Raw genomic sequence first — 24,761 nt, forward strand, 5'->3', positions numbered from 1 at the left:
CGGTGCGTATGTCGACTTCGGTCGTCGCCGCCCCTGATTCGGTGCCGTACACAAGGGGCATCAGGACGCTCGCCCTCGTCGCGGGCCAGACAGGAGGCGCCGGCCGCGCAGTCCGGCGGCGGCCACGCGACACACGCGTGCTGCGGGAGCACTGAGCGGGTCGGCGGCCGGGTGCGGCCACAGCAGTGGCAGCGGTGCGCCCGGCGCGAGACGGGGCACCGCCAGGACAGGATCCCGGCTACGCAGTCACGACAACGCGCCTGAGCCCCGGTCGCGCTCCGGCTCCTGTACGGCTCCAGCCCGCGCTGCCACTTGACGCACTCTCTTCGTCAGGCGAGGGGAAGACGGGTGCGCCGCAGCCACGCCTGAATGTTGGCGTCGGCGTCCCGGACTTCCTCACCGCGCACCGCGAGTCCTTCTCCGATGGTTGCACCGGGGCAGGACGCCCTGTAGTCGCGTTCGGTGGTGCCGAGGCCGCTCATGGCATACGTGGTGATCGGGAGGACGGTCTTGCCGCGGAAGTCGAATTTCTCGGTGAAGGTCGACATGATCATGGGCGCTCTGACGTTCCAGATGGGGCTGGCCAGCAGCACGGTGTCGTACCGCTCGATGGAGGAGGGCATGTCGGCGATGGCCGGTCGTGCGTCGGCTTCCTGCTCGCGGACGTTCCGTGCGACCGTCTTTTCGTAGTCGTCGGGGTAGGGGTCGACGGCTTCGATGCGGTGTACGTCGCAGTCGATGCGCCCGCTGATCATGCGGGCGAGAACTTCGGTGTTTCCGGTCTTGAGGTTGGTACGCCCGCCGTAGGAGTAGTTCTCGCCCGGCCGGGAGAAGTACGCGAGCAGGATTCGCCTCCCGGGCCCGGTCGTCGAGGCGGGTCGCTCAGTGGACTCCCGCGCGGCCTCCCCGCTTGGCGTGGAGGTGGAACAGCCGGTGATCTGCGCACCGGTCATGAGGGTGGCTCCTCCCAGAAGCACGCCGCGAAGGAGTGCGCGCCGCCGCGGCATTTCGAGTTTGTTCACTGTCATGAGTCGGTCCCGTGAGGGGAGCGGACGGCGTCGAGGTCCGCGCGCACCTCCTGCGGCTCGGCCTCGAGCGGGAGGTCGGCCGGGTCCAGCACGCCGTCCAGGGAGCCGGCTTCGTCGCTCTTGAGGGCGCCGAAGAGCTCTGTCCAATCGGACTGCTCTCCGCCCTCGGTGGCGATGAGCTCGAACGTCTTGCCCAGTGCGGTATTGGTCAGCAAGGAGCGGACGAGCGTCTCGGCGATCTGGTCGCGGGCGATCCCGCCGTCGACCGTGCCGCCCTGTTCCAGTACGAGGCGCCGCTGGGTGGGGCCGGCGTCGTCGAACCAGCCGGGCCGGACGATCGTGCAGGGCAGTCCGCTGGCACGCAGCAGGCGTTCGGAGCGCCGCTTCCAGGGGGAGTTGCCCGGGATGTCGCTGCGGGTGGCGTAGATGGAGGTCATCAGCGCCACCCGCGGCCGGGCGCCGTCGAGTGCCCGCAGGAGGTTGCGTACGCCGCCGTAGTCGACACGGCGGCGGGTCTCCGGGGCGCCGCCGGAGCCGTGCGTGAGGACGATGGCGTCGGCTCCGCCGACCGCGCGCCGCAGAGTGGCGGTGTCCTCGAGGTCTGCCTGTACCAGTTCGACGCCGGGCAGCAGTCGTTCGGCTCGGCGCACGTCGCGTACGAGTGCGCGCGGGCGCAGGCCGTGCCGCCCGGCGGCCGCTACCGCGAGCCGTCCGATGCTGCCGGTCGCGCCGACCATGAGTACGTCGGTGATGTTCTGATTCGGGGACATGGCGGAGCTTTCTCCTGTGGGGGTGTCGGCGCTTGCCGGATCAGCTGTCCAGGCGGCGCTTGCTGAGCCAGGTGACCATCTCCGGGTCGTGGTGGTCGAAGAACAGCGAGCTGCCGGTGTCCAGGGTGGCGATGGCTGCCATCTGGTCGTCGGTGAGCTCGAAGTCGAAGATGTCGAGGTTCTCCGCCATGCGGTCGGCGCGGACCGACTTGGGGATGGCGATGACGTCTCGCTGGGTCAGCCAGCGAAGGACGACCTGGGCCACGGACTTGCCGTGCTTCTCGCCGATCTCGCTCAGCAGCGCGTTGGTGAAGAGGCCGTTCTTGCCCTCGGCGAAGCCGCCCCAGGACTGGATCTGTACCCCGTGCTCGCGCATGAGGACCTGGTAGTCGGCACGCTGGAAGAACGGATGGGTCTCGATCTGGTTGACCGCGGGTGTGATCTCGTTGTTGAAGATCAGGTCGAGGAGCCGGTCCGGATAGAAGTTGGCGACGCCGATCGCCCTGGCCTGGCCGGCGCGGTTCAGATCCTGCATGGCCCGCCACTGGCCGTAGACGTCGCCGTAGGGCTGGTGCATCAGGTACAGGTCGAGGTAGTCCAGGCCGAGCTTGTTCAGCGAGGTCTCGAAGGCACGCTTGGTGTTCTGCTCGGCGGGCGCGTCCTGGACATACAGCTTGGTGGTGACGAACAGTTCCTCGCGCGGGATCCCGCTGCTCTTGATGGCGCGGCCGACGGCCTCCTCGTTGCCGTAGGAGGCAGCTGTGTCGAGGAGGCGGTAGCCGGCGGCGAGGGCGTCGGTGACGGCCTGCTCGGTCTCCTCCGCGGGGATCTGGAACACGCCGAAGCCGAGGGTCGGCATCTCGACGCCGTTGTTCAGAGTCACGTTCTGCATGGGTATTCCTTCTTTGCTTTCTGTACGGGGTGAAAGGGCGGGCGTCGGGCAGCGGGGGCGGTCAGCGTTCGAGCATCCGCAGGCCGGCTTCCGTATGGGTGGCTCCTGCCGGCGCCGGGAGGCTGGTCAGCCTGTCCAGCTGGTCGGCGGTCAGCCGGATGGCGTCGGCGGCGGTGTTCTCCTCGACACGGTGGACCCGCTTGGTGCCCGGGATGGGGGCGATGTCGTCGCCCTGGGCGAGGAGCCAGGCCAGGGCGACCTGGGCCGGGGTGACGTCCGCTTCCGCGGCGACGGCCTGGACCTCGTCGGCGAGGCGCAGGTTGCGCTGGAAGTTCTCGCCGGTGAAGCGCGGGTTGCCGTGCCGGAAGTCGCCTTCCTTGAAGGCGTCGGTCGAGCGGATCGTGCCGGTGAGGAAGCCGTGGCCGAGGGGCGCGAACGGCACGAAGCCGATGTTCAGCTCGCGCAGCAGCGGCAGCACCCGGGCCTCGGGGTCGCGGGTCCACAGCGAGTACTCCGACTGCACCGCGGTCACCGGATGTACGGCGTGCGCGCGGCGGATGGTGTCGGGCCCGGCCTCGGACAGGCCGATGGCGCGGACCTTGCCCTCGGCGACGAGCTCGGCAAGAGCGCCGACGGTGTCCTCGATCGGGATGTTCGGGTCGACCCGGTGCTGGTAGTACAGGTCGATGTGGTCCGTGCCCAGGCGGGTGAGCGAGCCTTCGACGGCGGTGCGGATGTTGGCCGGGCTGCTGTCGAGGTGCCACACACCGGCGCCCGTGTGCGAGACGAGGCCGAACTTCGTCGCCAGCACGACCTGGTCGCGGCGCCGCTTGAGGGCCCGGCCGAGCAGCTCCTCGTTGGCGTACGGGCCGTAGATCTCGGCGGTGTCGATGAAGGTGACGCCCAGCTCCAGGGCGTGGTGCAGGGTGCGGACGGACTCCGCTTCGTCGGTTCCGGAGTCGGTGTAGCCGTGGGACATTCCCATGGCGCCGAGACCGATCCGGGAAACCTCCAGGTCACGCAGCTTGATGTAGCGCATCAGCTCTCTCCGCTTGATCGCCTTCCGGCGGGTTCCTCTCTGGCTCGAAAACCACCTTCGCGCCGTTTCTCTCCGCGTGGCAGGCCGGGTTCTGCGGGGGAATGACAGGGCCCCCCACCGTGGGGCCGACCAGGTGAGAGCGGATGACACGCAAAGCCATGGCGTCTGGGCGCACCGCGAGGAGCGGCGATGTGGAGCCGGGCCGGTCTTTGGGCCCGCCGGTGACCATGAGCGGTACTCGCCCCGCCGTCGCGTTGGCACGGCAGAGCACCCCACTCGCCTTTCACACGGGTCATGACCTCGCCAGGCTGCGGACTGGGGCCGTGGGGTGGATCGGACCGGTGCTGTGAGTCAGGGGCAGGCCGGTGCCGTGGTGAGTGTGGGCGATGATCTCAGCGGTGATGGAGATGGCCGTCTCTTCGGGGGTGCGGGCGCCGAGGTCGAGACCGATGGGGGAGTGCAGGCGGGCCAGTTGTGCCTCGGAGACGCCGACTTCACGCAGGCGTTCCAGGCGCTGGTCGTGGGTGCGGCGGGAGCCCATCGCGCCCACATAGGCGAGGGGGAGGCCGAGAGCCCGGCTGAGCAGGGGGATGTCGAACTTGGCGTCGTGGGTCAGGACGCAGACGGCCGTACGGCTGTCCACTTCGGTGCGGTCCAGGTAGCGGTGCGGCCAGTCGACGACGACCTCGTCGGCGTGGGGGAAGCGGGTGGGCGTGGCGAAGACGGGGCGGGCGTCGCAGACGGTGACCCGATAGCCGAGGAACGACCCGGCCCGGCTGAGGGCGGCGGCGAAGTCGACCGCGCCGAAGATCAGCATCCGGGGCGAGGACGCGTTGACGTGGACGAGTACGGACAGGGGCTCGGGGCAGGTGTCGCCGTCCCCTCCCACCTCGATACGGCCGGTGCGCCCGGCCTGCAGCAGCGCGCGGGCCTGTGCCGCCACCGCCGCGTCCAGGCGCGTGCCGCCGCCCAGGGTTCCCTCGTGTGCGCCGTCGTGGCCGACAAGGCTCAGCGTGCGTCCCAGCAGTTCCGCGGGGCCGTCGACGACCTGGGCCACGGCGCCGGGGCGGCCGTTTCCCACGGCTTCGAGAGCTCGGATCAGGTGCGGCAGGGCGGTGGGTTCGACACGTTGCACCAGCACGTCGAGCTCACCGCCGCAGGTGAGGCCGACCGCGAAGGCATCGGAGTCGGAGTAGCCGAACCGCCCGCGCTGCGGGGCTCCTCCGGAGTCGAGGATCTCGCGGCACAGGTCGTAGACGGCTCCTTCGACGCAGCCGCCGGAGATGCTGCCGGTCGCGTTGCCGTCGGTGTCGACGGCGAGCGCGGTGCCCGGGGGCAGGGGCGCGCTGCCGCTGACGCCGACGACGGTGGCGAGGGCGAAGGAGCGGGCCTCGCCGCACCACGAGTGCAGCGTGTCCGCGATGTTCAGCATGGATGGTCCTTCGAGAAAGGTCCTTCGAGAAAGCTCGGAGTGAACGGGCCGCCGCCGCGCCGCGGGGGAACGGAAGTACGCGGCGGCGGCCCGGGCCGTCCCGCGTTTCCGCGGCACGACGTGGGGTGCGCCCGGGCGGTGATGGCCAGCACCGGCCAGGACCGCCCAGGGCATGACTCAGAGCAACGCCTCGGCGGTGATGGGCAGTTCGCGGACCCGGCGGCCGGTGGCGTGGAAGACGGCGTTGGCGATGGCCGGCGCCACGCCGACCAGGACGACCTCACCGAGGCCCTTGACGCCGATGGGGTCGGCCTCGTCGTCCCGGCCGTCGAGGTAGATCGCCCGCAGGTCGCGGACGTCGGCGTTGACCGGGACCAGGTAGTCGGCGAGGTTGGCGTTGACGATCCGGCCGTCACGGTGGTCGGTGACCGTATGTTCGAGCAGGGCCGCGCCGATGCCGCCGACCATCGCGCCGATGGCCTGGCTGTCGGCCAGCTTGGGGCTGATGATGCGCCCCGCGTCGAAGACTCCGAGCATCCGCCGCACCCGGACCAGACCGAGGCGCGCGTCCACGCCGACCTCGGCGAACACCGCCCCGTAGGCGTACATGGACGACCGGGACTGGCTCGGGGTCCACGAACCCGCCGCTTCCAGGTACGCGCGGTTGTTGCGGGTGAGGAGCTGCCGGTACGTCTCCCCGCGTGCAGGGTTGTCGCTCAGGTGCAGTCGGCCGCCCCGCACGACGATGTCGTCGGCGTCGGTGCCGTACAGCGGTGATCGCGAGTCCCCGACGGCCAGTTGGATGGCCTGCTGCCGCAGCTTGTCGCAGCCGTCCTGGACCGTGGATCCGACGCTGGCCATGGTCAGCGAGCCGCCGTGCAGCGGGGCCGTGGGCATGTTCGTGTCGCCGAGCCGGAAGGTCACGTTGCGGACCGTGAGGCCGAGGGCGTCGGCGGCGACCTGGGTCATGGAGGTGTAGGTGCCGGGACCCATGTCGCTGGTCGACGACTCGACCAGGGCGGTACCGTCGGCGTCCAGCCGCACCCGGGCCTGGGCCGGGGCCCGCAGGGTGTCGTAGAGCGCGGTCGCCATGCCGGTGCCGATGAGCCAGTCGCCGTCGCGGGTGGAGCGCGGCTTCGGGTTGCGGCGGCTCCAGCCGAACTCGCGGGCGCCGACGGTGTAGCAGTCGCGCAGCCGCCGGGTGGAGAACGGCTGCCCGCTGGACTGGTCGTTCTCGGGTTCGTTGCGCCGCCGCAGCTCGATGGGGTCGACGCCCAGCTCGTGGGCGAGTTCGTCCATCGCGCTCTCGATGGGGAAGGCGGCGCTGGAGTACCCCGGGCCGCGCATCGGCGTCGGGGTGTTCACATCGAGCGGCACCGTCCGGTACGTCTGGGCGACGTTGGGCGTGGTGTAGAGCATCTGTCCGGGGGAGATGACGCCGCGCTCGGCGAACGTCTCGTACCGGGAAGTCTCGGCCCGCAGGTCGTGGGTCATCGCCGTCAGGCGCCCGCTCCGGTCGCTGCCGAGGCGCACCTTGTACTCGTACGCCGGCCGGTAGCCCACCTCGAAGTAGAGCTGCCTGCGCGTCAGTACGAGCTTGACGGGCCGCCCCACCTCGCGAGCCGCGAGGGCCGCGATCGTGATGTGCGGCCAGGCCCGCGCCGCGTTGCCGAACGCGCCGCCGACGAACGGCGAGATCACGCGGATGTTCTCCGCCGGAAGTCCGAAGTTCGCGGCGAGTTCGGCCCGTGGGCTCTGCACCCACTGGGTCTTGTCCCACAGCGTGAGCCGGTCGCCGTCCCACTGGGCGACGGTGGCGTGGAGCTCCATGGCGTTGTGATGGTCACGGGAGAGGCGGTACGTCATCTCCAGCCGTACGGCGGCGGATTGCAGGGCCGCCTCCGCGTCGCCGCGCGCGTAGGTCCTGGGATCGCCCGCGGGCGGGGCATCGGAGAGATCGGTGACGGGCTGCTCGGAGTCGTAGTCGACCTTCACCAGGTTCGCCGCGTGCTGGGCGGCCTCCAGGGTGGTGGCCACGACGACGGCGACCGGCTGCCCGTGGAAGCGGACCTGGTCGTCCTGGAAGACGCGCAGCCGCTCACCCGGAAGGTTGAGCGAGCCCGGGTTCGGGCCGTAGGGCAGCTTCGGGGCGTTGCGGTGGTGGACGACCTTCAGGACGCCGGGCTGGGCTTCGGCGGCGCGGCTGTCGATGCCGGTGATGCGGCCGCGGCCGACGCTGCTGTCGACGACAACCGCATGCACGACACCCTCGGGCTCGTGGTCGGCCGCGTACTTCGCCTGACCGGTCACCTTGAGCCGCCCGTCCACACGGGAGAGCGGTGCGCCGACGGCTGCCTGCGGCTGGGGGCTCATGCGATGTCTCCTACGATGCGCAGCTGGCGTTCGACGGTCCGCTTGAGCAGCTCGATCTTGAAGCGGTTGTGCGTGAGGGGGCGTGCCCCGTCCGAGGCCGACTCCGCCGCCCGGGCCCAGAGCCGGTCCGAGGGGCGTTCACCGACGAGGGCTCGTTCGACGGCGGGTAGTTTCCAAGGCACCGTGCCGACGCCACCGGCGGCGACCTTGGCCTCGCGGATCACGCCGCCGCGGATGTGCAGGGCGACGGCGGCGGAGGTGAGGGCGAACTCGTAGGACTGGCGGTCGCGCACCTTCAGGTAGCCGGACCGCAGCGGACGCGGATACGCCGGTACCTCCACGGCGGTGATCAACTCACCCTTTCCGACGGCTTGTTCGGGTCCCGGACTGGTCAGCATCACCACAGGCAGGCCCGGTACCTCGGCGGCCGGCCGGCGGGTGGCTTCGATCCCGTCGATGCTCCGACCGGCGCTCGCGAACCGCAGATCCATCAGCATGACGTCGGGCGCGAGCCCCAGGGCCAGCTGGACGGCCTCCTCGCCACTGCCCGCCTCCCCGACCGCTTCGAGGTCCGGATCGCCATCCGGCAGGGCCCGCAGACCGGCCCGGACCACGGCGTGGTCGTCGGCGATCAACAGGCGCAGCGGGGCACCGGTCACGGGGTCATCACCGAGGAAACCGGCATGGCGGAGCCGGATTGGGTGCGGGCGGGCAGGGTCGCCCGGCTGCACTGAGCGGCGGGCACAAGGCAGGCGAAACGACCGGTCTGCGGTGCCGGCACAGCAGACCGGTAAGCCGACTTACGCTGCGTCGACGGTGGTCGGGCGCACCTCGGGCCTGACGCCCAGAGCGTCGGCGATGAGTGCGTGGGAGTACCGGCGGGCCTCCTGGTCGGGGTTGATGCTCTGGAGCATCACTTCGGTCGCCCCGGTCTGTTCGATCATCTGGAGGAGCTGGTCCCGCACCGCTTCGGGGCGGCCGGCGACCTGCCGGGGCCATCGGCCGTTCACGATCCTGGACGGTTCGTCCTTCTGCGCGGTGGTGAGCGTGCGGGACGCCTCGTCGATGGACGGGACGACCGGGGCACGTCCGGTTCGGCCCAGACTGTCGAAGATGGCCCGGGTCGGCCACGTCATCCGGCGCGCCTCTTCGTCGGTGTCGGCGGCGAACACGGCGACGCCGAGCATGACTTGAGGGGTCCCGGCGCCGTAGGGAGTGGGTTTGAACGCCTTGCGGTAGGCCCGCAGGGCGGGGACCGCTCCGCCCGGGTTGATGAACCCGGCGAAGGAGTAGCCGACGCCGAGGGCGGCGGCCAGACCGGCGCTGCTGCCGGAGGAGCCGAGGATCCACGGGTCGGGGCGGGCGGTGACGGTCGGCATGAGATCGATGTGACGGAAGGGGTGATCGGCCGGGAAGTCGTGGTGCAGGAACGCCAGTACCTCCTGCACCTGCTGGTCGAAGTCGTCGAGATGTCCGCTGTCCCGGTCACGCTTGAGGGCCATGTCGACGAGCGGGCCGGTGGTGGCCCGTCCGAGGCCCATGTCGAAGCGCCCCGGTGCCACGGTCTCCAACTGCAGGAACAGTTCGGCGACCTTCAGTGGGCTGTAGTGGTTCAGCAGGATCGCGCCGGAGCCGATGCGGATGCGCTCGGTCTCGCGTGCCACGACGCCCATGAGGACCTCGGGCGCGTGCGAGCCCACGGTGCCGAGGCCGTGGTGTTCGGCGAACCACATCCGGTGGAAGCCGTGCCGCTCCGCGTGCCGGGTGGTGGCCAGTGCCTCGTCGAACGCGTCGATCGCGGTCTTGTCGCGCGCGACCGTGGCCTGTTCCACGATCGAGAGTTTCACCATGGTCTGATCTCTTCTCGTTGTTTGATGGACGCCGCGTCATCCGAGGAGTTCGCGAGCGAGGAGTTCGCGAGCGAGGAGTTCGAGGGTTCGTTCCCGGCCGGGAGAGCGCCGCGTGGGGCCCCCACGGCGGGCGGACGGCACCGGGTGGATCATGATTTCGTCGACGTCGAAGCGGTCGGCCAAGGCCGTGACCTGCTTGGCCGCTGTGGTGGCGTCGCCGATGACGAAGGTCTCGCGGAGGGCGTCGATGACGGGACGCAGTGCATCCGTGATCGGGAGTTCGGCGGCTTCCTCCGCGAGGAACTGGCGTCCGAAGGGTTGGCCGGTTTCGAAGCGGGCCAGTATGTGCAACTGCGAGAGGGCCAGGAAGTCCGCTTCCTCGGCGGTGTCCGCGACGACGGCGTTGACGACGATGAACGCCTTCGGCTCGGCGAGTTGCCGCGAAGGGCGGAACGCGCTCCGGTACGCCGCCAGGGCCCGCTCCGTGCCGTGCCCGGCGAAGTGGTGCGCGAAGACGAAGGGCCTGCCCTGCCGTGCGGCCGGCTCGGCCGAGTAGGTGCCGGAGCCCAGCAGCCACACCTCGGGCACGCTCATGGCTCCTGGAGTGGCCTTGAGGTTGTATGCGCTCGTCTGCCCCGCGTTACCGATCTCGAGATCCAGGCCGCTCCCGGTCATCATCGCGGCGAGCTGCTCGACCTGCTCAGGGTACCGGTCGCCCCCTTCGTCGCTGCGGCCGCCGCGCAACAGGAAGGTCGTGACGCCGTCGCCGCCGGGGGCGCGTCCGACACCCAGGTCGACACGGCCCGGGAGCGCCGCCTCAAGGAGGGCGAAGTTCTCCGCGACGGCCAGGGCGCCGTAGTTCGGCAGCTGGATGCCGCCCGGGCCCACTCGGATGCGTTCCGTCGCCGCCGCGACGAGCCCGAGGAGCACGGACGGATTGGTGGACACGAGGCTGGCGACGTTGTGGTGCTCGCCGATCCAGTAGCGGCGGTAACCGACGGCGTCGGCCCGCTGTGCCAGGGCTGTGGTGGCGGCGATCGCGTCACCGCTGGTCTGGTCGGGACGGATCAGGACATGGTCGAGTACCGACAGGGCGGGCATGAAGAGACTCACTCTCGCCAGACGTTACTGGTCGCGGGCGCACGAAGGCCCGGCCATCTGGTGGTGCTAAAATAGAACCAAGTGGCTTCGACTTTAGCAGTAACGGATTGAGGGCGGTCAAATTGCCGAGCCGAATCAGCCTGGAAGACCGGGAGAGCCCGCTGTGCGCGGCGGCGCAGCACGTCTGCGAGTGGTGGACGCTGCTGATCCTCCAGGACGCCTTCGACGGCTACTCCCGCTTCGATCAGTTCCAGGAGAACCTGGGCGTGTCCTCCAGCATGCTCACCACCCGCCTCAAGGCCCTGGTCGCGGACGGCCTGCTGGAGCGCCGTCCCTACCAGACGAACCCGGTGCGTCACGAGTACGTGCTCACCGCCCTGGGGCGCTCCCTGTGGCCGGTCATCGTGGCGCTGACCGCCTGGGGCAACTCCCGCCTCGCGCCGGAGGAGCGCAGCATGGTCCTCATCGAGGCCGCGACGGGAGAAGAGGTCGACCCCGCCGTCGTCGACGCGGTCACCGGTCGCCGGCTCGACGACAGTGACGCCTACGTCTTCACCGCCGGCCCCGCCGCGAGCGACGCCATGCGGGCCCGCTACCGCCATCGGAAGCGGGAGGCGGCCAAGCGGTTGTCGGCGGGAGCCCAATAGCGCGGCTGCGCTGTCGAGCTGGGGCTCGGGGCAACCGGGCGCCCCGGTGCTGGTGTTCTCAGCGGCCTGGTGCCTGCTGGTCGTCCTGATCGCCGTGTTCGCCCCACTGTCCGCGCCGTACGACCCGAGTCACACGGGCAACCTTGCCGCAGGCCAGGGCCCCTCGGCGCAGCACCGGTCCGGTGCGGATCCGACCACGGTCGGCACCATCCTCGCCGTGGCCGGTGCATGGCTCGGCGGTTGGTTCGGCCATGTCCTTCCACGGGCGTTCGCCATCGTCTTCGCCTTTCCCGCGCTGCTGCTTGCCGTACTGGCCGTGGTGTTCTCCGTACTGACCGTGGTGCTCTTCGGCTCGGGCCTCCTTCGCCGGTCATCGCTCTCGCGGTCGCCTCTCCCCCGTACAACGCCCGCGTCGTACGATCCGCCGCGCTGCGCGAGCGCCACCTTCCCGGCATCGATTCGTTCGGTCCGGCTGGACTCTCCGGCCGGAGGATCTGCGTGCGTCACATCCTTCCCAACGGCCTGACCCTGATCCGGGGCCAGGCGGTCACCTCGCTGGGCACCAGCCTGATGGACCTCGACGGCAGTCCGTGGGAGTCGCCGGCGGCAGGCTTCACGATCATCCTCGTCGCCTTCAACATGGCGCGGTAGGGGCGGAACGGGGCCAACTCGTCTCGGTGAGACCGCAGTGCACGGGGCTGCTCATGGCCAGGCCGCGCGGATCGAAGTCGCGATGCGGCCTCGGGGGTCCGCGTGTCGTATATACGTACAGTAGAGCGGATTTTCGAAAGGCTATTGGGGTCGAGCTGGATGTTGTCAAGACTCGCGTCCGGCATCGGGTGCGTCGCGTGAGGCGAGCCGCCAGTTCGACGTCGTCGCTCACCGCGCACGCGGTCCGGCGGGCAGGCGGCGACGTGGACGTCATGCTCATCAACAAGGACCCGGCCAATGACGCCCAAGTCGCCTTGTCCTACAGCGGGTTCACACCGTCGACGGCCACCCCGACCGTGTACTCCTACCTCAAGAACGCCCACGCGATCGGCTCGGTCACCTCGGGCAGCGCGACGCGGCAGACCGTGCCGGCGTACTCCATCGTGGTCGTGCAACTGCACCCCGGCCGAACCGTCCATTGAGTGCGGCCGAGGTGTGCAACGGCCCATCAGGCGGACCGCAGTTCGAACCAGTCGAAGGCCGCGCTGCACCGCGTGGCGTACATGCCGAAGACGCGTCCGGTGAAGCCGCCGGCGACCTCGGTGGTGAGGTAGCGGCCGTCGAGTTCGGCGAGGATCTCGAAGGCGCCGGCCGCCGTTTCGTAGCCGAGGCGGAGGGTGTCGGGGCCGCCGGTCCGCAGACCGGGCGGGGGAGCGTCGTCGGGCCCGGTGCCCCGGGAGGTGACCGTGGGCGGCAGGACGTCGGTGGTCGTGACGTCGATCCGCAGGGTCAACGGGCCGTTTGGTACGGGGTGTTCGGTGATGACGTGGCGCAGCGGGCCGATCCGGGCGATCGCGCGCACCGCGCCGTCGCCCACCTCGACCTCGTAGTGGTGGGCCTCGTCCAGCCGTACAGCGAGCCCGCCCCGGCCGCCTTCGACCACGTCGGCCAGGGTGCGTGCGCGGCAGTCGGCGTCGCGCTGGCGTCGGCCCACGAAGAGGGCGCCGGGCGTGTCCAGGCTGTCGGTGCGGGCATGCAGCACGAGGTGGCCGGGCCGCTCGTCGAGCCGGACGGCGTCCGGGTCCCGGCGCCGCAGTTCGACCCAGCCGGGGGCGAGGACGGGGGAGTCGAAGTCGTCGCGGTCCGGTTCCTGCGGCCAGGTATGCGGGGTCAACTGCGGTGCTGGAGAGCGCAGTTCGATCGGGCCGGGCAGTGGCCAGCCGTCCTGCCAGCGCACCGGGACGAGGAACGTCTCCCGGCCCATGCCGTGGTACATGGGGGTGTCGCCGCGGGGCCGGGTGCCCAGCAGCACCATCCACCAGGTGCCGTCATGTGCCTGGACCAGGTCGGCGTGGCCGGTGTTCTGGACGGGGTGGTTGGTGCTGCGGTGGGACAGCACCGGGTTGGCCGGGTGGGGTTGGAACGGGCCCGGCAGGGCGCGGGTGCGGGCCAGCGACAGGGCGTGGCCGCGTTCGGTGCCGCCCTCCGACAGCAGCAGGTACCACCACTCGCCGACCCGGTAGAGGTGCGGGCCCTCGGGGTACTGGAGCCCGGTGCCGGACCACAGGTGCACCAGCTCACCCAGCAGTTCGCCGGACTTGGGGTCGATGCGCACGGCACGGATGCCGTCGTCGGAGAAGACGCACCAGCAGGTTCCGTCCTCGTCCCAGGAGAGGGAGGGGTCGATGCCCGGTATCGCGATCGGCACCGGGTCCGACCACGGTCCGGCCGGGTTCTCGGCGGTCACCAGGATGTTGCCCGCCCCGGCGACCACGGTCGTGATCAGCCAGAACAGGCCGTCGTGGTGGCGCAGGGTGGGCGCGTACACCCCCGTGGAGGCCGGTGCCGTGTCGGGCAGCGCCAGCTGCGAGGGGCGGTCCAGCGCGTGTCCGATCAGCCGCCAGTGCACGAGGTCCCGGCTGTGCCAGATCGGCACGCCGGGTACGTACTCGAAGCTGGACGTGGCCACGTAGTAGTCGTCACCGGCCCGGCAGATGCTCGGGTCGGGGCTGAAGCCGGGGATCACGGGATTGTCGTAGAACGCCATGTCCGTCCTGAGGAGTGTGGTCGGGGGGAGTGTGCCGCGGGGAACGTTCCGCGCGGGGGCAAGAGGTCCGGTGACAGGCGGTCACGCCTGGAGGCTGATGGCCCCCTCGCCCGTGGCCGGCCGACGGTGGTGCTGGAAGGCCCGCAACTCGATCGCGGTGGTGATCTGGTGCATCAGGTCCTCGTCCCAGGTGGCGCCCAGCCACAAGGGCTGCGGGAAGGTGGTCGCAGGACCCGGCCAGGCGACACCGTGCAGCGCTCAGGTGCCGTGCGGAACGCGGCGACGCCGAGGCGGGGGACGGCGGGCCCGTACCGGTGGAGCATCGCGATCCGCTCGGCGGGGGTCGAGCGCGACAGCAGGTCCTCGACGCGTTCCGCGAGTGAGCGGCCCGGGTCGCAGAACGGGAGCCGGGCCGCGGTCGGCCCGGAAGGCAGGTCGGCGGGCACGGAAGCGGTACTCACAGCGGGCAACCCCTCGGGCATGCGGCAGTCGGCGACGGCTGGTGGGGACCGGGCGAGGCAGCGTAGATCCCTGCCGCACCGGCTGATTCGTTGAAGCGCTTCGAAAGTCGCATGCGGGTTCACGACATGTCAATAGACCTTGAAGTAGGCCTACTTAAGCTGACTTAAGATCACGAACCGGCTTCGTCGGACCTCTTGTGGGTAACGTTACCCGTCGCTAAGGTCGCCGCGAATGTCGAAGCGCTTCGACGAGAAGAGGCGACCCATCATGACCCACGAGCTGAACCGACGGTCCTTCGTCAACGGCGCGATCGCCGTGACCGGGGCGGCTGCGCTGTCGCCGCTGCTGGCCGCATGCGGCGACGGCGGGGGCAAGAGCCGCGGCGGCACCAACTCCAAGAAGGGCATCGCCGCCGCGGTTCCGGCCCACATCCCCAGTACCGCGGTCCAGCCCGACATCCCCTCGGTCAAGGGAGCCGCCGACGCCGTCGCCGACCCGGGATTCCTCAACTACCCGTCGACTCCGGTCAAGACGGTCGGTGGTGTGCCCGGCGCCGGAGGTCACTACACGACGCTGACCCCGTTGTGGGGCGCGATCCCGTCCCCCGGCAACTCGTACTACCGGGCGATGAACAAGGCCCTGGGCGCGACGATGACGATGAAGCCGGCCAACGGCAACACGTACAACACCACCATCACCACGCTCACCGCCGCGAGCAGACTCCCGGACTGGGTGCAGCTGCCGGGCTGGTGGAACGCACTGTTCAATCTGGGAAAGCTCGCAGGCACCCAGCTCGCCGACCTCACGCCGTACCTGGCCGGCGACAAGATCAAGAAGTATCCGAACCTCGCCGCCCTGCCCACCGGGGCGTGGCGGGGCGGGGTCTGGGAAGACAGGCTGTACGGCATACCCAGCTTCTCCAGCGGCTTCGTCCTGCCCGGCCAGTTCTACTACCGCGGCGACATCTTCGAGGCCAAGGGCATCGACGCCGACGAGATCACGTCCATCGACCGGTTCTGGGATCTCGGCAAGGAACTCACCAGCGCCAAGGCCGGTGTGTGGGCCTTCGACGACCTGTACACCTACCTCTTCCAGATCTTCGACTACGCCGCGAAGTTCGCCGTGGTCGACGGGAAGCTGGTGCACCACTACGAGCAGCCCCAGTTCATCGAGGCTCTCAACTGGGCCCACAAGCTCGCCAAGTCCGGCTACCTTCACCCCGACGTGCTGGCGGGCAACAGCAACGACGCCACCACGCGCTTCTACGCCGGCAAGGCGCTGATCGGGGCCGGCGGTCAGGGGATCTGGAACGAGACGGACGCCCAGGCCGGCGTCGCCGCGAACGAGAACTACCGGCGCGCCTCCTTCAAGCCCTTCTCGGCGGACGGCAAGTCCGCGCCACGGCTCTTCCTCACCCCGCCGGCCGGGTTCTTCAGCTACCTCAACGCCAAGCTGAAGCCCGCCCAGCTCGAGGAGTGCCTGCGCATCGCCGACTACCTGGCGGCGCCCTTCGGTTCGGCCGAGCACCTCATGGTCAACTTCGGTGTGGAGGGCGTCGACTGGAGGAAGGGCCCGCACGGCCCGAGCCCCACGAAGGCCGGCCTGGCCGACGTACAGGCGCAGACCTTCCCGTTCCTGGCCAGCGCCCTCCAGGTGTTCTACAACCCGGACTTCCCGCAGGTCACCAAGGACCGGTGCGCGTGGAACGCCGAGGCCGTCAGGTACGTGTACAAGCCGGTGTTCTTCAACATGAACATCACCGTGCCGAAGCGTTTCGCCACCGCCGACGCCGCCCAGGCGGTCGAGGACACCGTCAAGGACGTCGCACACGGCCTCAAGCCGGTCTCCGCCTTCCAGGACGCGCTCAGTACCTGGAAGGGAAGCGGCGGCGGTGACCGACTGGTTGCCTGGTACCAGTCCGAGGTCCTGGACAAGCTCGGCACCGGCCAGTAGCCGCGACCGCCCGGCCGCCGGTGTCACGGGGCACCAGCGCCGAATCCCTGTACGCCGTATCCCCGTACAAGGAGGAATCATGGCCTCGACGCTCGCGCCGGGCAGCAGAGGACAGCAGGACGACGGCAAAGCCGGTCCCCGCGGACGCGCCGACCGGCGACGGCATTCGCGAGAAGCCGCTGACAAGCGACTGAGCTGGCGGATCCGGCTGCGCCGTGACAAGACCCTGATCCTGATGACCCTGCCGGCCATCGTCCTGCTGGTCGTCTTCAACTACCTGCCGATGATGGGTACCATCACCGCGTTCCAGTTCTACGACCCGCTGGACGGTGTCCTGCACAGCGAGTGGGTCGGCCTGGACAACTTCCAACAGCTCTTCGGCGACCGGCTGTTCTGGCACGCACTGGAGAACACCCTCTACATCAGCGCCGTCCAGCTGGTGCTGTTCTTCCCCGTCCCGGTTCTGCTGGCGCTGCTGCTCAACTCCGTACTGAGCCGGCGGGTCCGATCGGTCGTCCAGGCCATCACCTTTCTGCCGCACTTCTACTCCTGGGTGCTGGTCGTCACGCTGTTCCAGCAGATGATCGGCGGCGCCGGCCTGCTCAACCAGTTCCTGCGCCAGCACCACATGGACACCTGGAACGTCATGACCGACCCGCACATCTTCGCGTTCCTGGTCACCTCCCAAGTGGTCTGGAAGGACGCGGGCTGGGGCATCATCGTCTTCCTCGCCGCGCTCGCCGCCATCGACCAGAACCTGTACGAGGCCGCGGCCGTCGACGGGGCCCGCCGGTGGCGGCGGATGTGGCACATCACCCTGCCCGGCATGCGCGGCATCATCGTGCTGATGCTCGTCCTGCGTCTGGGCAATGCGCTGACCGTCGGGTTCGAGCAGTTGCTCATCCAGCGCCAGGCCGTCGGCCACGACGCCGCCGACGTGCTCGACACCTTCGCCTTCTACTACGGCATCGGCACCCAGAACTACAGCTACGGCGCGGCGGCGGGCATCTTCAAGAGCGTCATCTCGCTGCTGCTCCTCTGGGGCGCCAACGCCCTGGCCCACCGCTTCGGCGAGGACGGACTGTACCGGAAATGACCGCTGTGACGACAACCGCGCCCGCGCGGTCCACGGCCGGCCGCCGCAACCCCGACCGCCCGGTCTGGGACGAGCCGCTGACTGCCGTCGGCCAGAGTGCCAAGGGCCTGACGCTGGGCATCGTGGCGCTGCTGATCCTCGTACCGCTCTACTGCGTGGTGCTGACCAGCATCTCCACCCCGCACGCCATCAACAAGGCCGGAGGGCTGGTTCTCGTACCGGACGGCATCACCTTCGAGGCATACCGCACCATGCTCTCGGGCGGCCCCGTACGACGGTCGCTGATGATCACCCTCGGCGTGACACTCGTCGGCACAGCCATTTCCATGGCCGTCTCCGTACTGTGCGCCTATGGCCTGTCCCGGGCCCGATCCCTCGGCCATCGCTTCCTGCTGTTGATCCTGGTCGTCACCATGTTCGTCAGCGGCGGCCTGATCCCCACCTTCCTGGTGGTGAGTGAACTCGGGGGCTACGGCAAGTACTGGGCCCTGATCCTGCCCAGCGCGGTCAGCGTCTTCAACATCCTCGTGCTGCGCTCCTTCTACTCCACCACCGCCGCCGAACTCATCGACGCCGCCCGCATGGACGGCGCCGGTGAATGGCGCATCCTGTGGTCGGTGGTGCTGCCCACCTCCCGAGCCGTCAACGCCGTGATCACTCTCTTCTCCGCGGTCGGCTACTGGAACACCTTCTTCAGCGTGATGCTCTACATGCCGGCCGAGAGCGAGAAGTGGCCGCTGCAGTACGTGCTGTACCAGTACGTCAACCTCGGGATGAACATGCCCGGCCAGGTCAACTCGGGTTACGGCGTGGAGGGCCACGCCCAGACGGCTCCACTCTCTCTGCAGATGGCAGTCGTGGTGCTCACCCTGCTTCCCATCACCGTGGCCTTCCCCTTCCTCCAGAAGCACTTCGCCGAGGGCATGCTCACCGGGGCCATCAAGGGGTGAGGAGAGCGGTGTACTGGGTGGGCAACGCTCTCAAGCGGCACGGGGCGGTCTTGACCAGCCGGGTTGGCATGCCCGCGGATCGCCGACGCTTCCCAGCTCGGAGCCGGAGAAGGCCGCTGGGCCGCAGCCACTGTCGGACATCGGCACCGGCATGCGGGTGTTCCTCATCAGCACTGTGTCGTAACGCTCGATCGAGGCGGAGAGGCCGGCGATGACCGGCCGCGCATCGGCCTCCTGCTCGCGGACACTGCGCGCGACTGTCTCGTCGTAGTCGTCGGAGTAGGGGGCGAGCGCTTCGATGCGGTGTACGTCGCACTCGAAGCGCTCGCTGATCACGCCGGCGGGGAGCAGCCGCTCAGGTCGCTGTACGTCGCGTACGAGTGCGCACGGGCGCAGGCCACGCCTCTGCGCGGCCTGCGCTGCGAGTCGTCCGATGCTGCCGGTCGCGCCGACCATTTTCTCCGGCGTGGGCGCAAAGGGCCGCGTGGTGCGGGGCACCCACGTCAGGAAGCTCCGGTGAAGCGCTGTCGCGCCTTCCGGGTCAGTCGTGAATGCGGACGTTGCCGATTCGGCTGACCGCGGCCGGGTCGCGGTGGTCGAAGAACAGCGAGCTGCCGGTGTCCAGGGTGGCGATGGCCGCCATCTGGTCGTCGGTGAGCTCGAAGTCGAAGACGTCGAGGTTCTCCTTCATCCGGTCGGCGCGGACCGACTTGGGGATGGCGACGACCTCACGCTGGACCAGCCAGCGAAGGACGACCTGCGCGACGGACCTTCCGTGCTGCTCGGCGATGCCGCTGAGCACCGGGTTGGTGAAGAGGCCGTTCTTGCCCTCTGCGAAGCCGCCCCACGACTCGATCTGCACGCCGCGCTCGCGCATCAACTCCTGGTCGGCGGTGCGCTGGTGGAACGGGTGGGTCTCGATCTGGTTGACCGCGGGTGTGATCTCGTTGCGGTCGATGAGGTCGACGAGCCGGTCGGGGTAGAAGTTGGAGACGCCGATCGCCTTGGTCCGGCCTTCGCGGTTCAGGTTTTCCATGGCCTTCCAGGAGCCGTGGACGTCGCCGTAGGGCTGGTGGATGAGGTACAGGTCGAGGTAGTCCAGGCCGAGCTTGTCCAGCGAGGTCTCGAAGGCGCGCTCGGTGTTCTCCTCGCCGGTGTCCTGCACCCACAGCTTGGTGGTGACGAACAGTTCCTCGCGGGGGATGCCGCTGTTCTTGATGGCGCGGCCGACGGCCTCCTCGTTGCCGTAGGCGGCGGCGGTGTCGAGGGACCGGTATCCAGCGGCCAGGGCGTCGGTGACGGCCCGCTCGGTCTGGTCCGGCGCGATCTGGAAGACGCCGAAGCCGAGGATCGGCATCTTGACGCCGTTGTTGAGGGTGACGGTCTGCATGGGATGTTCCTTGTGTCGTGGAGCGGGGTGGGACAGGGGGCCGGTCAGCGTGCGACGGGAGTTCCGGCCGAAGAGGCGATGCTCACGGTGTTTCCCTTCATGTCGTGCGCTGGGCGGGCCGGAGTAGCACGGTGGCGACGACGCTGGCCGCCACCACCGCCGCGGCGATCAGGAGGCTGGTGTGCAGCCCGGAGACGAACCGGGTCCGGTCGGCGACCAGCGCGCCGAAGACGGCGACGGCCAGGGCGCCGCCGAGTTGACGGGCCGCGTTCAGTACACCGCTGGCGACGCCGGCCCGCTCGGCGGGCACGTTCTCCAGCAGCAGGGCCACCAGTGCGGTCACGGCCATCGCACCGCCGGCGCCGACGGGCACCATCAGCACCACGGACAGCCATACCGGCGCCCCGGCCGGCACCGTCACCATCGCGAGCAGCCCGGCCGCCATGAGGCACTGACCGATGATCACCGGAATACGCGCACCGAACCGTGTGGCGAGGCGGGCGGCGACAGGGCCCATGAAAGAGGTGAGCACGGTCATCGGCAGGAATCCCACACCGGTGGCGAGCGCGCTCAGTCCGTGCACCTGCTGGAGATACAGCCCCAGCAGGAAGATCATTCCGTAGAAGCCGACGTTCAGAGCGAACCCGACGGCGGCGGAGAGCGACATCGTGCGGGAGCGCAACAGCGGCAGTGGTGTCATCGGATGCCGGCCACGGGCCTGCGCGACCAGGTAGGCGAGGGCCGCCAGGGCTGCCACGGTGAACGCGACCAGGACCCGCGCGGTGCCGAACCCCTCCGCGCCGGCCTCGATGACCGCGTACGTCAGCGCGCCCATGGCGGCGACGGCGGCGACCTGGCCGGTCCAGTCGAAGGGCACCTCCTGTCGCGGGGATGACGGGGCGCGCCTGAGGAGCATCAGGGCCACCGCGCCGACGGGCAGGTTGACGAAGAAGATCATCCGCCAGTCGATCACCGTGAGGAGGCCTCCGGCCACGGGCCCGGCAGCCGCACCCACCGAGCCGCTCACGCCCCACAGCGCGATCGCCCTCGCCCGCTCCGCCGGGTCGGGAAAGGTCTCCCGCAGCAGTGCGAGGGAGGCGGGAACGACCATGGCGGCCCCGGCTCCCTGTACCAGCCGCGCCCCCACCAGGACGACCAGATTCGGCGCTGCCCCGCACACCGCGGACGCCAGGACGAACAGGCCCAGGCCGATCGCGAACGCCTGGCGGGCCCCGATGCGGTCACTGATCGCGCCGGCGGACAGCAGGAACGCGGCGAAGGCGAGGGTGTAGCCGTCGACCACCCACTGGAGCCCGGTCATCCCGCTGCCGAAGCCGCGTCCGATCGAGGGCAGGGCGACGTTCACGATCATCGCGTCGACCATGATGGTGAAGAAGCCGAGCAGCACGGCGGCCAGCGCCATACGTCCACCCGACCTGCTTTGCGGTGGCAGTCCGGCTGTTCCTGTATCTCGGGAGGCGGGTGAGGCGGACACGGACACGGGACGGTCTCCTGTGCTGGAAGGCTGGGGTGCTGACAGGAATCGAGCCTCGCGCCTTTTCGGGCGCAGTGGCAGGCCGGGCTGTGCCAGGGAGCGGTGTTCGGGGGTATGGCAGGGCCCCCCACGCGCCTGCCACGCAGGTCAGCGCGGTGTGAGACTGGCGGTATGGCATCCGAGCAGAGCACCAGCAGGAGCGGCGACATGGAGCTGGGCAGGTTCCTGTACGCGCGACGCACCCAGACCAGCCCTGAGCAGGTCGGTCTCACCGTGGGTACCGGTCTGCGCCGCACCCCCGGCCTGCGCCGCGAGGAACTGGCCACGCTCGCCGGCATGAGCATCGACTACTACGTCCGCCTGGAACGTGGCAAGGAGACCCGCCCCAGCCCCGCCGTGCTCGATGCCCTCGCCCGCGCCCTGCAACTCGACGAGGCCGAGCACCAGCACCTGCGTGAGCTCGCCGCCCGGGCCGCCCGCTACGCCCCCGAGCCACCGCCGCCGCCGAGCAGGACCGTGCGCCCGCATCTGAAGCTGGTCCTGGAGACGCTGCGGCCGAGCCCCGCGTACATCATCAGCCGCAGCATGGACCTGCTCGCCTGGAATTCCGGAGGACTCGCCCTGTACGCGGGCTTGGACGACTGGCCCGCCAAACAGCGCAATCTGGCCCGCTACCTCTTCCTCCACCCCACCGCGCGCACCCTCTTCCAGGACGACTGGGAGAACCAGGTCCGCGGCTGCGTCGCCAGGCTCCGAGCCCAGGCCGGCATCGACCCGGACGCCCCTGACCTGACGAGCCTGGTGGGTGAACTCCTGCTGAAGAGCCCGGAGTTCGCCAAGTTGTGGGAGCGCTACGACGTGGTGGGGCGCAAGAAGGCCCAGAAGGCCTTCCACCATCCTCGGGTCGGCGACCTCACCCTCAGCGGCCAGAGCATGCACCTCGAAGACACCCCGGGCCAGCGTCTCGGCGTCTACACCGCAGAACCGGGGACCCCGGACCACGACGCCATGCTCCTGCTCGACCTCACCGCGCCGCAGTCCGCCGAGCGTCTCGGTGCGAAGGCCGGCCAGGAAGGGCGCGCACGACCCTGACCAGAACCCGGGCCGAGCCCGGTTCAGGGGGAGGGCGACGTGGTTTCGTCCTCGAAAGAGGACGGTTCGTGCGGCGCGGACTGGGCGCCGAGTATGTCGAGGAGGACGAGGGCGTCGTAGTCGGCCGTGCCCGGCTGGGCGTAGTACGTGACGAGACGGTGGCCGGGGGTGCCTTCCAGCTCCATGGTCTGGTAGCCGAGGGTGAGGTCGCCGACCTCGGGGTGGTGGAAGGTCTTGCGGCCGTGGGCGTGGCCCTTGACGTCGTAGCGCTCCCACAGGCGGGCGAACTCCGGGCTCTTCAGGAGGAGTTCACCGGCGAGCCGGGTCAGGTCAGGAGCATCGGGGTCGGTGTCGGCCAGCGCGCGGAGTCTGGCGACGCAGCCGCGGACCTGGGTGGCCCAGTCGTGGAAGAGGGTGCGCGCGGTCGGGTGGAGAAAGACATATCGGGCGATGTTGCGCCGCTTGACCGGCCACTCCTCGATCCCGGCGAGCAGTCTCAGTCCGCCAGGGTTGGCCGCGAGCAGGTCGTTGGTGCGGCTGACCACGTGTGCGGGGTTCGGCCGCAGACTCTCCAGCAACAGCTTCACGCCCGGCCGCACGGTCCGGCTGGGCACCGTCGGAGGTTCCGGCGCGGTACGGGCGGCAAGAGCGGCCAGGCTGCGCAGGTGCTCGTGTTCGTCTTCCTCCAGGTGCAGGGCGCGGGCCAGGGAGTCCACGACGGACGGGCTGGGCCGGGTCTCTCTGCCGCGTTCGAGGCGGTTGTAGTAGTCGATGCTGATCCCGGCCAGGGTGGCCAGTTCCTCACGGCGCAGCCCGGGCGTGCGGCGCAGCCCGGAGGCGACCGTGAGACCGGCCTCTGCGGGGGAGATCCCGGCCCGACGGGCGCGCAGGAAACGCCCCAGCTCGGTGCCCCCGCTCATGGGCTGCTCACGTGTCATGTTCTCGAGTGTGCGGTCGCCGGTGACAGGCCGGTAGGCGTGTGGGGGGCCCTGTCATACCCCGGAACGCGGTTCCCCGGCACACCGCGGTCTGGCACGTGACGCGCGCGTGCGCGAGCGTTGCCGGTGTCGGGCCCGTCGGCCTCGTACGCCGGATGGCCGCACGCCAGAAGCGTAGTCACCCGGTTCAAGCACATTCTGGAGGACGAACCGCGGCCGACGAGCCCTTCCGTACATCCCCGGTATCACGGCAACCGTTGACAGGAAGCAGGCGGAGCTCATGCCTACGACGATACTCGGGCCCACGGCCCGGAGACCGGCGTCCTCGGCCTCGGCTGCATGGGAATGTCGTTCGGCTACGAAATGGCGGCCTCGCGAGACGAGGAGACGTCCGTCTCCGTGATCCGGCAGGCGATCGACCTCGGCATGACCCTGATCGACACCGCCGGCATCTACGGGCCGTATGCCAACGAGGAACCGCTCGGCCGGGCGCTGGCCGGCGGTTACCCTCGCCGCTCCGGCACTGGAGGGCCGGAGCGGACAAGCGCGTCGCGATCGTCGGCTTCGGCGGCCTCGGGCACGTCGGCGTGCCGATCGCGGCAGCGCTGGGCGCGCCCCCGACCGTACTGGACCTGACCCTGGACCGGCGCGACGACGCAATGCGGCGCGGTGCCCGCGACTACCGCGTCACCACCGACCCTGCGACGTTTACTGATCTGGCCGGAACCTTCGACCTGATCATCTTGACCGCGCCCGCGAACCTCGACTATGAGGCCTTCCTCGAACTGCTCACGCTGGACGGCACGTTCGTCAACCTTGGCGTTCCCAAGAAGCCGATCAGCGTCGATGTCTTCTCCCTTCTGTACAACCGGCGATCGATGGCGGGCACGTTGGTCGGCGGCATCCAGGAGACACAGGAGATGCTCGACTTCTGCGCCGAGCACGAGATCGCCGCCGAAGTGGAGGTCGTCAAGGCCGACCAGGTCGACGCTGCCTTCGACCGGCTCGCAGCCGGTGACGTCCGCTACCGGTTCGTGATCGACATCAGCACGATGGCGGCAGACTGAGTACGGACAGCTTCCCGTCCTGCGGCTGCCGCGCCGCAGGACGGGAGGCCCGGCGCTGCTGAGCCGCCGGGCTCGGTCGGCCTTGTTGTGGAACGCCGAGGAAGATCTCTTGGACCTGCTTGCCACCGCCCGGACCCGCCCGGACCGGGAACAGGTCCGCGATCTGCTGTACCGGTTCTACCGACGCTGCGCCGACGCCGGCCTTCCCGAACTGCAGCGCCTGGCCACAACCGTCGAGACGTGGTGGCCAGAGATCCCGGCGTTCCTGCACACCGGGGTCGCCAATGCCGGCTCCGAAGGCACCAACCGGGTCATCAAGACCGTCGCCCGCGACGCCTACGGCTTCCGCAACCCCGTCAACCAGCGCCTACGCACCCGCTGCGCAACCACCCGGCGAGCCCGTGGGCACCTCGACGCCCGCTAATTTCGTTGAGCCCGCACCTGTGATCGTGTTGGCTGGCGGCGTCGAACCGTCGGTACCGCTGGTG

General features: G+C 69.8%; 25 protein-coding genes and 1 pseudogene. 11 read left to right on the plus strand and 15 right to left on the minus strand.

Annotation, left to right across the window (positions count from 1 at the left end):
* Nucleotides 1-329: 329 nt before the first annotated feature.
* From ABZ656_RS06945 to ABZ656_RS06985, 9 genes are all read right to left on the minus strand, one after another.
* Nucleotides 330-953, minus strand: a complete 624-nt coding sequence (locus tag ABZ656_RS06945) for a flavodoxin (RefSeq protein WP_101407050.1) — start codon at nucleotides 951-953, stop codon at nucleotides 330-332.
* Nucleotides 954-1,024: 71 nt separating this feature from the next.
* Entirely contained in the window at nucleotides 1,025-1,798 is a 774-nt protein-coding gene (locus ABZ656_RS06950; protein ID WP_360265319.1) for an SDR family oxidoreductase, read from the minus strand.
* A 40-nt stretch (nucleotides 1,799-1,838) separates the two neighbouring features.
* A complete protein-coding gene (locus ABZ656_RS06955; protein WP_101407048.1) occupies nucleotides 1,839-2,690 on the minus strand; it encodes an aldo/keto reductase in 852 nt (283 codons plus the stop codon).
* 61 nt (nucleotides 2,691-2,751) lie between these two features.
* The gene (locus ABZ656_RS06960; RefSeq protein WP_101407047.1) at nucleotides 2,752-3,729 is read right to left on the minus strand and encodes an aldo/keto reductase; all 978 of its coding nucleotides are present in this window, start codon (nucleotides 3,727-3,729) and stop codon (nucleotides 2,752-2,754) included.
* Nucleotides 3,730-4,021: 292 nt separating this feature from the next.
* Nucleotides 4,022-5,161, minus strand: a complete 1,140-nt coding sequence (locus ABZ656_RS06965) for an XdhC/CoxI family protein (RefSeq protein WP_101407046.1) — start codon at nucleotides 5,159-5,161, stop codon at nucleotides 4,022-4,024.
* Nucleotides 5,162-5,338: 177 nt separating this feature from the next.
* The gene (locus ABZ656_RS06970) at nucleotides 5,339-7,534 is read right to left on the minus strand and encodes a xanthine dehydrogenase family protein molybdopterin-binding subunit (RefSeq protein WP_360265324.1); all 2,196 of its coding nucleotides are present in this window, start codon (nucleotides 7,532-7,534) and stop codon (nucleotides 5,339-5,341) included.
* Nucleotides 7,531-8,265 (minus strand): response regulator, encoded by a 735-nt coding sequence (locus ABZ656_RS06975; protein ID WP_360265327.1) that lies wholly within the window; start codon nucleotides 8,263-8,265, stop codon nucleotides 7,531-7,533. Before ABZ656_RS06975 ends, ABZ656_RS06970 begins: the two co-directional genes overlap by 4 nt.
* A gap of 69 nt (nucleotides 8,266-8,334) precedes the next feature.
* A complete protein-coding gene (locus ABZ656_RS06980; RefSeq protein WP_360265330.1) occupies nucleotides 8,335-9,384 on the minus strand; it encodes an LLM class flavin-dependent oxidoreductase in 1,050 nt (349 codons plus the stop codon).
* Between the two features lie 36 nt (nucleotides 9,385-9,420).
* The gene (locus ABZ656_RS06985) at nucleotides 9,421-10,485 is read right to left on the minus strand and encodes an LLM class flavin-dependent oxidoreductase (RefSeq protein ID WP_360265333.1); all 1,065 of its coding nucleotides are present in this window, start codon (nucleotides 10,483-10,485) and stop codon (nucleotides 9,421-9,423) included.
* A gap of 122 nt (nucleotides 10,486-10,607) precedes the next feature.
* On the opposite strand from ABZ656_RS06985, the gene ABZ656_RS06990 reads away from it, so the two are divergent.
* The 4 genes from ABZ656_RS06990 (at nucleotide 10,608) to ABZ656_RS07005 (ending at nucleotide 12,265) form a co-directional block, all read left to right on the plus strand.
* Nucleotides 10,608-11,132 (plus strand): helix-turn-helix domain-containing protein, encoded by a 525-nt coding sequence (locus tag ABZ656_RS06990; RefSeq protein ID WP_101407043.1) that lies wholly within the window; start codon nucleotides 10,608-10,610, stop codon nucleotides 11,130-11,132.
* 46 nt (nucleotides 11,133-11,178) lie between these two features.
* Nucleotides 11,179-11,658 carry a hypothetical protein gene (locus tag ABZ656_RS06995; protein ID WP_360265337.1) on the plus strand — a complete coding sequence of 160 codons (480 nt, stop codon included), beginning with the start codon at nucleotides 11,179-11,181 and terminating at the stop codon, nucleotides 11,656-11,658.
* On the plus strand, nucleotides 11,631-11,783 hold the full coding sequence (locus tag ABZ656_RS07000; protein ID WP_180362668.1) for a hypothetical protein: 153 nt from the start codon (nucleotides 11,631-11,633) through the stop codon (nucleotides 11,781-11,783). The genes ABZ656_RS06995 and ABZ656_RS07000 overlap by 28 nt, the downstream gene beginning before the upstream one ends.
* Nucleotides 11,784-11,980: 197 nt before the next feature.
* A complete protein-coding gene (locus ABZ656_RS07005) occupies nucleotides 11,981-12,265 on the plus strand; it encodes a hypothetical protein (RefSeq protein WP_101407041.1) in 285 nt (94 codons plus the stop codon).
* A 26-nt stretch (nucleotides 12,266-12,291) separates the two neighbouring features.
* On the opposite strand, the gene ABZ656_RS07010 is transcribed toward ABZ656_RS07005, so the two are convergent.
* Nucleotides 12,292-13,830 carry a glycoside hydrolase family 43 protein gene (locus tag ABZ656_RS07010; protein WP_360265340.1) on the minus strand — a complete coding sequence of 513 codons (1,539 nt, stop codon included), beginning with the start codon at nucleotides 13,828-13,830 and terminating at the stop codon, nucleotides 12,292-12,294.
* Nucleotides 13,831-13,962: 132 nt separating this feature from the next.
* Nucleotides 13,963-14,264: pseudogene (locus ABZ656_RS07015) on the minus strand (sugar hydrolase); the annotation flags it as partial.
* Nucleotides 14,265-14,559: 295 nt separating this feature from the next.
* Here ABZ656_RS07015 and ABZ656_RS07020 point away from each other — a divergent pair.
* From ABZ656_RS07020 to ABZ656_RS07030, 3 genes are all read left to right on the plus strand, one after another.
* The gene (locus ABZ656_RS07020; protein ID WP_360265343.1) at nucleotides 14,560-16,245 is read left to right on the plus strand and encodes a Tat pathway signal sequence domain protein; all 1,686 of its coding nucleotides are present in this window, start codon (nucleotides 14,560-14,562) and stop codon (nucleotides 16,243-16,245) included.
* A gap of 79 nt (nucleotides 16,246-16,324) precedes the next feature.
* Entirely contained in the window at nucleotides 16,325-17,341 is a 1,017-nt protein-coding gene (locus tag ABZ656_RS07025) for an ABC transporter permease subunit (protein ID WP_101407036.1), read from the plus strand.
* A complete protein-coding gene (locus tag ABZ656_RS07030; RefSeq protein ID WP_101407035.1) occupies nucleotides 17,338-18,291 on the plus strand; it encodes a carbohydrate ABC transporter permease in 954 nt (317 codons plus the stop codon). The genes ABZ656_RS07025 and ABZ656_RS07030 overlap by 4 nt, the downstream gene beginning before the upstream one ends.
* Nucleotides 18,292-18,321: 30 nt before the next feature.
* Here the strand turns inward: ABZ656_RS07030 and ABZ656_RS07035 are convergent, their stop codons facing one another.
* The 3 genes from ABZ656_RS07035 to ABZ656_RS07045 form a co-directional block, all read right to left on the minus strand.
* On the minus strand, nucleotides 18,322-18,789 hold the full coding sequence (locus ABZ656_RS07035) for a hypothetical protein (protein WP_360265347.1): 468 nt from the start codon (nucleotides 18,787-18,789) through the stop codon (nucleotides 18,322-18,324).
* A gap of 43 nt (nucleotides 18,790-18,832) precedes the next feature.
* Entirely contained in the window at nucleotides 18,833-19,681 is an 849-nt protein-coding gene (locus ABZ656_RS07040; RefSeq protein ID WP_101407033.1) for an aldo/keto reductase, read from the minus strand.
* A 97-nt stretch (nucleotides 19,682-19,778) separates the two neighbouring features.
* Nucleotides 19,779-21,104 (minus strand): MFS transporter, encoded by a 1,326-nt coding sequence (locus tag ABZ656_RS07045; RefSeq protein ID WP_101407032.1) that lies wholly within the window; start codon nucleotides 21,102-21,104, stop codon nucleotides 19,779-19,781.
* A gap of 243 nt (nucleotides 21,105-21,347) precedes the next feature.
* Between ABZ656_RS07045 and ABZ656_RS07050 the strand changes: the two genes are divergently transcribed.
* Nucleotides 21,348-22,268 carry a helix-turn-helix transcriptional regulator gene (locus tag ABZ656_RS07050; RefSeq protein WP_360265351.1) on the plus strand — a complete coding sequence of 307 codons (921 nt, stop codon included), beginning with the start codon at nucleotides 21,348-21,350 and terminating at the stop codon, nucleotides 22,266-22,268.
* A 23-nt stretch (nucleotides 22,269-22,291) separates the two neighbouring features.
* Here the strand turns inward: ABZ656_RS07050 and ABZ656_RS07055 are convergent, their stop codons facing one another.
* Complete coding sequence (locus ABZ656_RS07055; RefSeq protein WP_101407030.1) at nucleotides 22,292-23,206, minus strand: helix-turn-helix domain-containing protein; 915 nt, start codon at nucleotides 23,204-23,206, stop codon at nucleotides 22,292-22,294.
* Between the two features lie 345 nt (nucleotides 23,207-23,551).
* On the opposite strand from ABZ656_RS07055, the gene ABZ656_RS07060 reads away from it, so the two are divergent.
* From ABZ656_RS07060 to ABZ656_RS07070, 3 genes are read left to right on the plus strand one after another with little or no spacing between them, the layout of a single operon-like run.
* Complete coding sequence (locus tag ABZ656_RS07060) at nucleotides 23,552-23,842, plus strand: aldo/keto reductase (RefSeq protein WP_360265354.1); 291 nt, start codon at nucleotides 23,552-23,554, stop codon at nucleotides 23,840-23,842.
* Nucleotides 23,794-24,273, plus strand: a complete 480-nt coding sequence (locus ABZ656_RS07065) for a zinc-binding dehydrogenase (protein ID WP_360265357.1) — start codon at nucleotides 23,794-23,796, stop codon at nucleotides 24,271-24,273. The genes ABZ656_RS07060 and ABZ656_RS07065 overlap by 49 nt, the downstream gene beginning before the upstream one ends.
* Nucleotides 24,274-24,331: 58 nt before the next feature.
* Nucleotides 24,332-24,697 carry a transposase gene (locus ABZ656_RS07070; protein ID WP_360265415.1) on the plus strand — a complete coding sequence of 122 codons (366 nt, stop codon included), beginning with the start codon at nucleotides 24,332-24,334 and terminating at the stop codon, nucleotides 24,695-24,697.
* Nucleotides 24,698-24,761: the final 64 nt, after the last annotated feature.

This window comes from Streptomyces sp. NPDC007095, from assembly GCF_040634475.1.
In the GTDB taxonomy this organism is placed as follows: domain Bacteria; phylum Actinomycetota; class Actinomycetes; order Streptomycetales; family Streptomycetaceae; genus Streptomyces.

Excerpts from the sequence above, each read along its gene's own strand:
- ABZ656_RS06970 (WP_360265324.1), bottom strand. The coding sequence starts at position 7,534 with ATGAGCCCCCAGCCGCAGGCAGCCGTCGGCGCACCGCTCTCCCGTGTG.
- ABZ656_RS06950 (WP_360265319.1), bottom strand. The coding sequence starts at position 1,798 with ATGTCCCCGAATCAGAACATCACCGACGTACTCATGGTCGGCGCGACC.
- ABZ656_RS07045 (WP_101407032.1), bottom strand. The coding sequence starts at position 21,104 with ATGGCGCTGGCCGCCGTGCTGCTCGGCTTCTTCACCATCATGGTCGAC.
- ABZ656_RS06945 (WP_101407050.1), bottom strand. The coding sequence starts at position 953 with ATGACCGGTGCGCAGATCACCGGCTGTTCCACCTCCACGCCAAGCGGG.
- ABZ656_RS07030 (WP_101407035.1), top strand. The coding sequence starts at position 17,338 with ATGACCGCTGTGACGACAACCGCGCCCGCGCGGTCCACGGCCGGCCGC.
- ABZ656_RS06960 (WP_101407047.1), bottom strand. The coding sequence starts at position 3,729 with ATGCGCTACATCAAGCTGCGTGACCTGGAGGTTTCCCGGATCGGTCTC.
- ABZ656_RS06955 (WP_101407048.1), bottom strand. The coding sequence starts at position 2,690 with ATGCAGAACGTGACTCTGAACAACGGCGTCGAGATGCCGACCCTCGGC.
- ABZ656_RS07025 (WP_101407036.1), top strand. The coding sequence starts at position 16,325 with ATGGCCTCGACGCTCGCGCCGGGCAGCAGAGGACAGCAGGACGACGGC.
- ABZ656_RS06965 (WP_101407046.1), bottom strand. The coding sequence starts at position 5,161 with ATGCTGAACATCGCGGACACGCTGCACTCGTGGTGCGGCGAGGCCCGC.
- ABZ656_RS07050 (WP_360265351.1), top strand. The coding sequence starts at position 21,348 with ATGGCATCCGAGCAGAGCACCAGCAGGAGCGGCGACATGGAGCTGGGC.
- ABZ656_RS06985 (WP_360265333.1), bottom strand. The coding sequence starts at position 10,485 with ATGCCCGCCCTGTCGGTACTCGACCATGTCCTGATCCGTCCCGACCAG.
- ABZ656_RS07060 (WP_360265354.1), top strand. The coding sequence starts at position 23,552 with ATGTCGTTCGGCTACGAAATGGCGGCCTCGCGAGACGAGGAGACGTCC.
- ABZ656_RS07020 (WP_360265343.1), top strand. The coding sequence starts at position 14,560 with ATGACCCACGAGCTGAACCGACGGTCCTTCGTCAACGGCGCGATCGCC.
- ABZ656_RS07055 (WP_101407030.1), bottom strand. The coding sequence starts at position 23,206 with ATGACACGTGAGCAGCCCATGAGCGGGGGCACCGAGCTGGGGCGTTTC.
- ABZ656_RS07040 (WP_101407033.1), bottom strand. The coding sequence starts at position 19,681 with ATGCAGACCGTCACCCTCAACAACGGCGTCAAGATGCCGATCCTCGGC.
- ABZ656_RS07010 (WP_360265340.1), bottom strand. The coding sequence starts at position 13,830 with ATGGCGTTCTACGACAATCCCGTGATCCCCGGCTTCAGCCCCGACCCG.
- ABZ656_RS06980 (WP_360265330.1), bottom strand. The coding sequence starts at position 9,384 with ATGGTGAAACTCTCGATCGTGGAACAGGCCACGGTCGCGCGCGACAAG.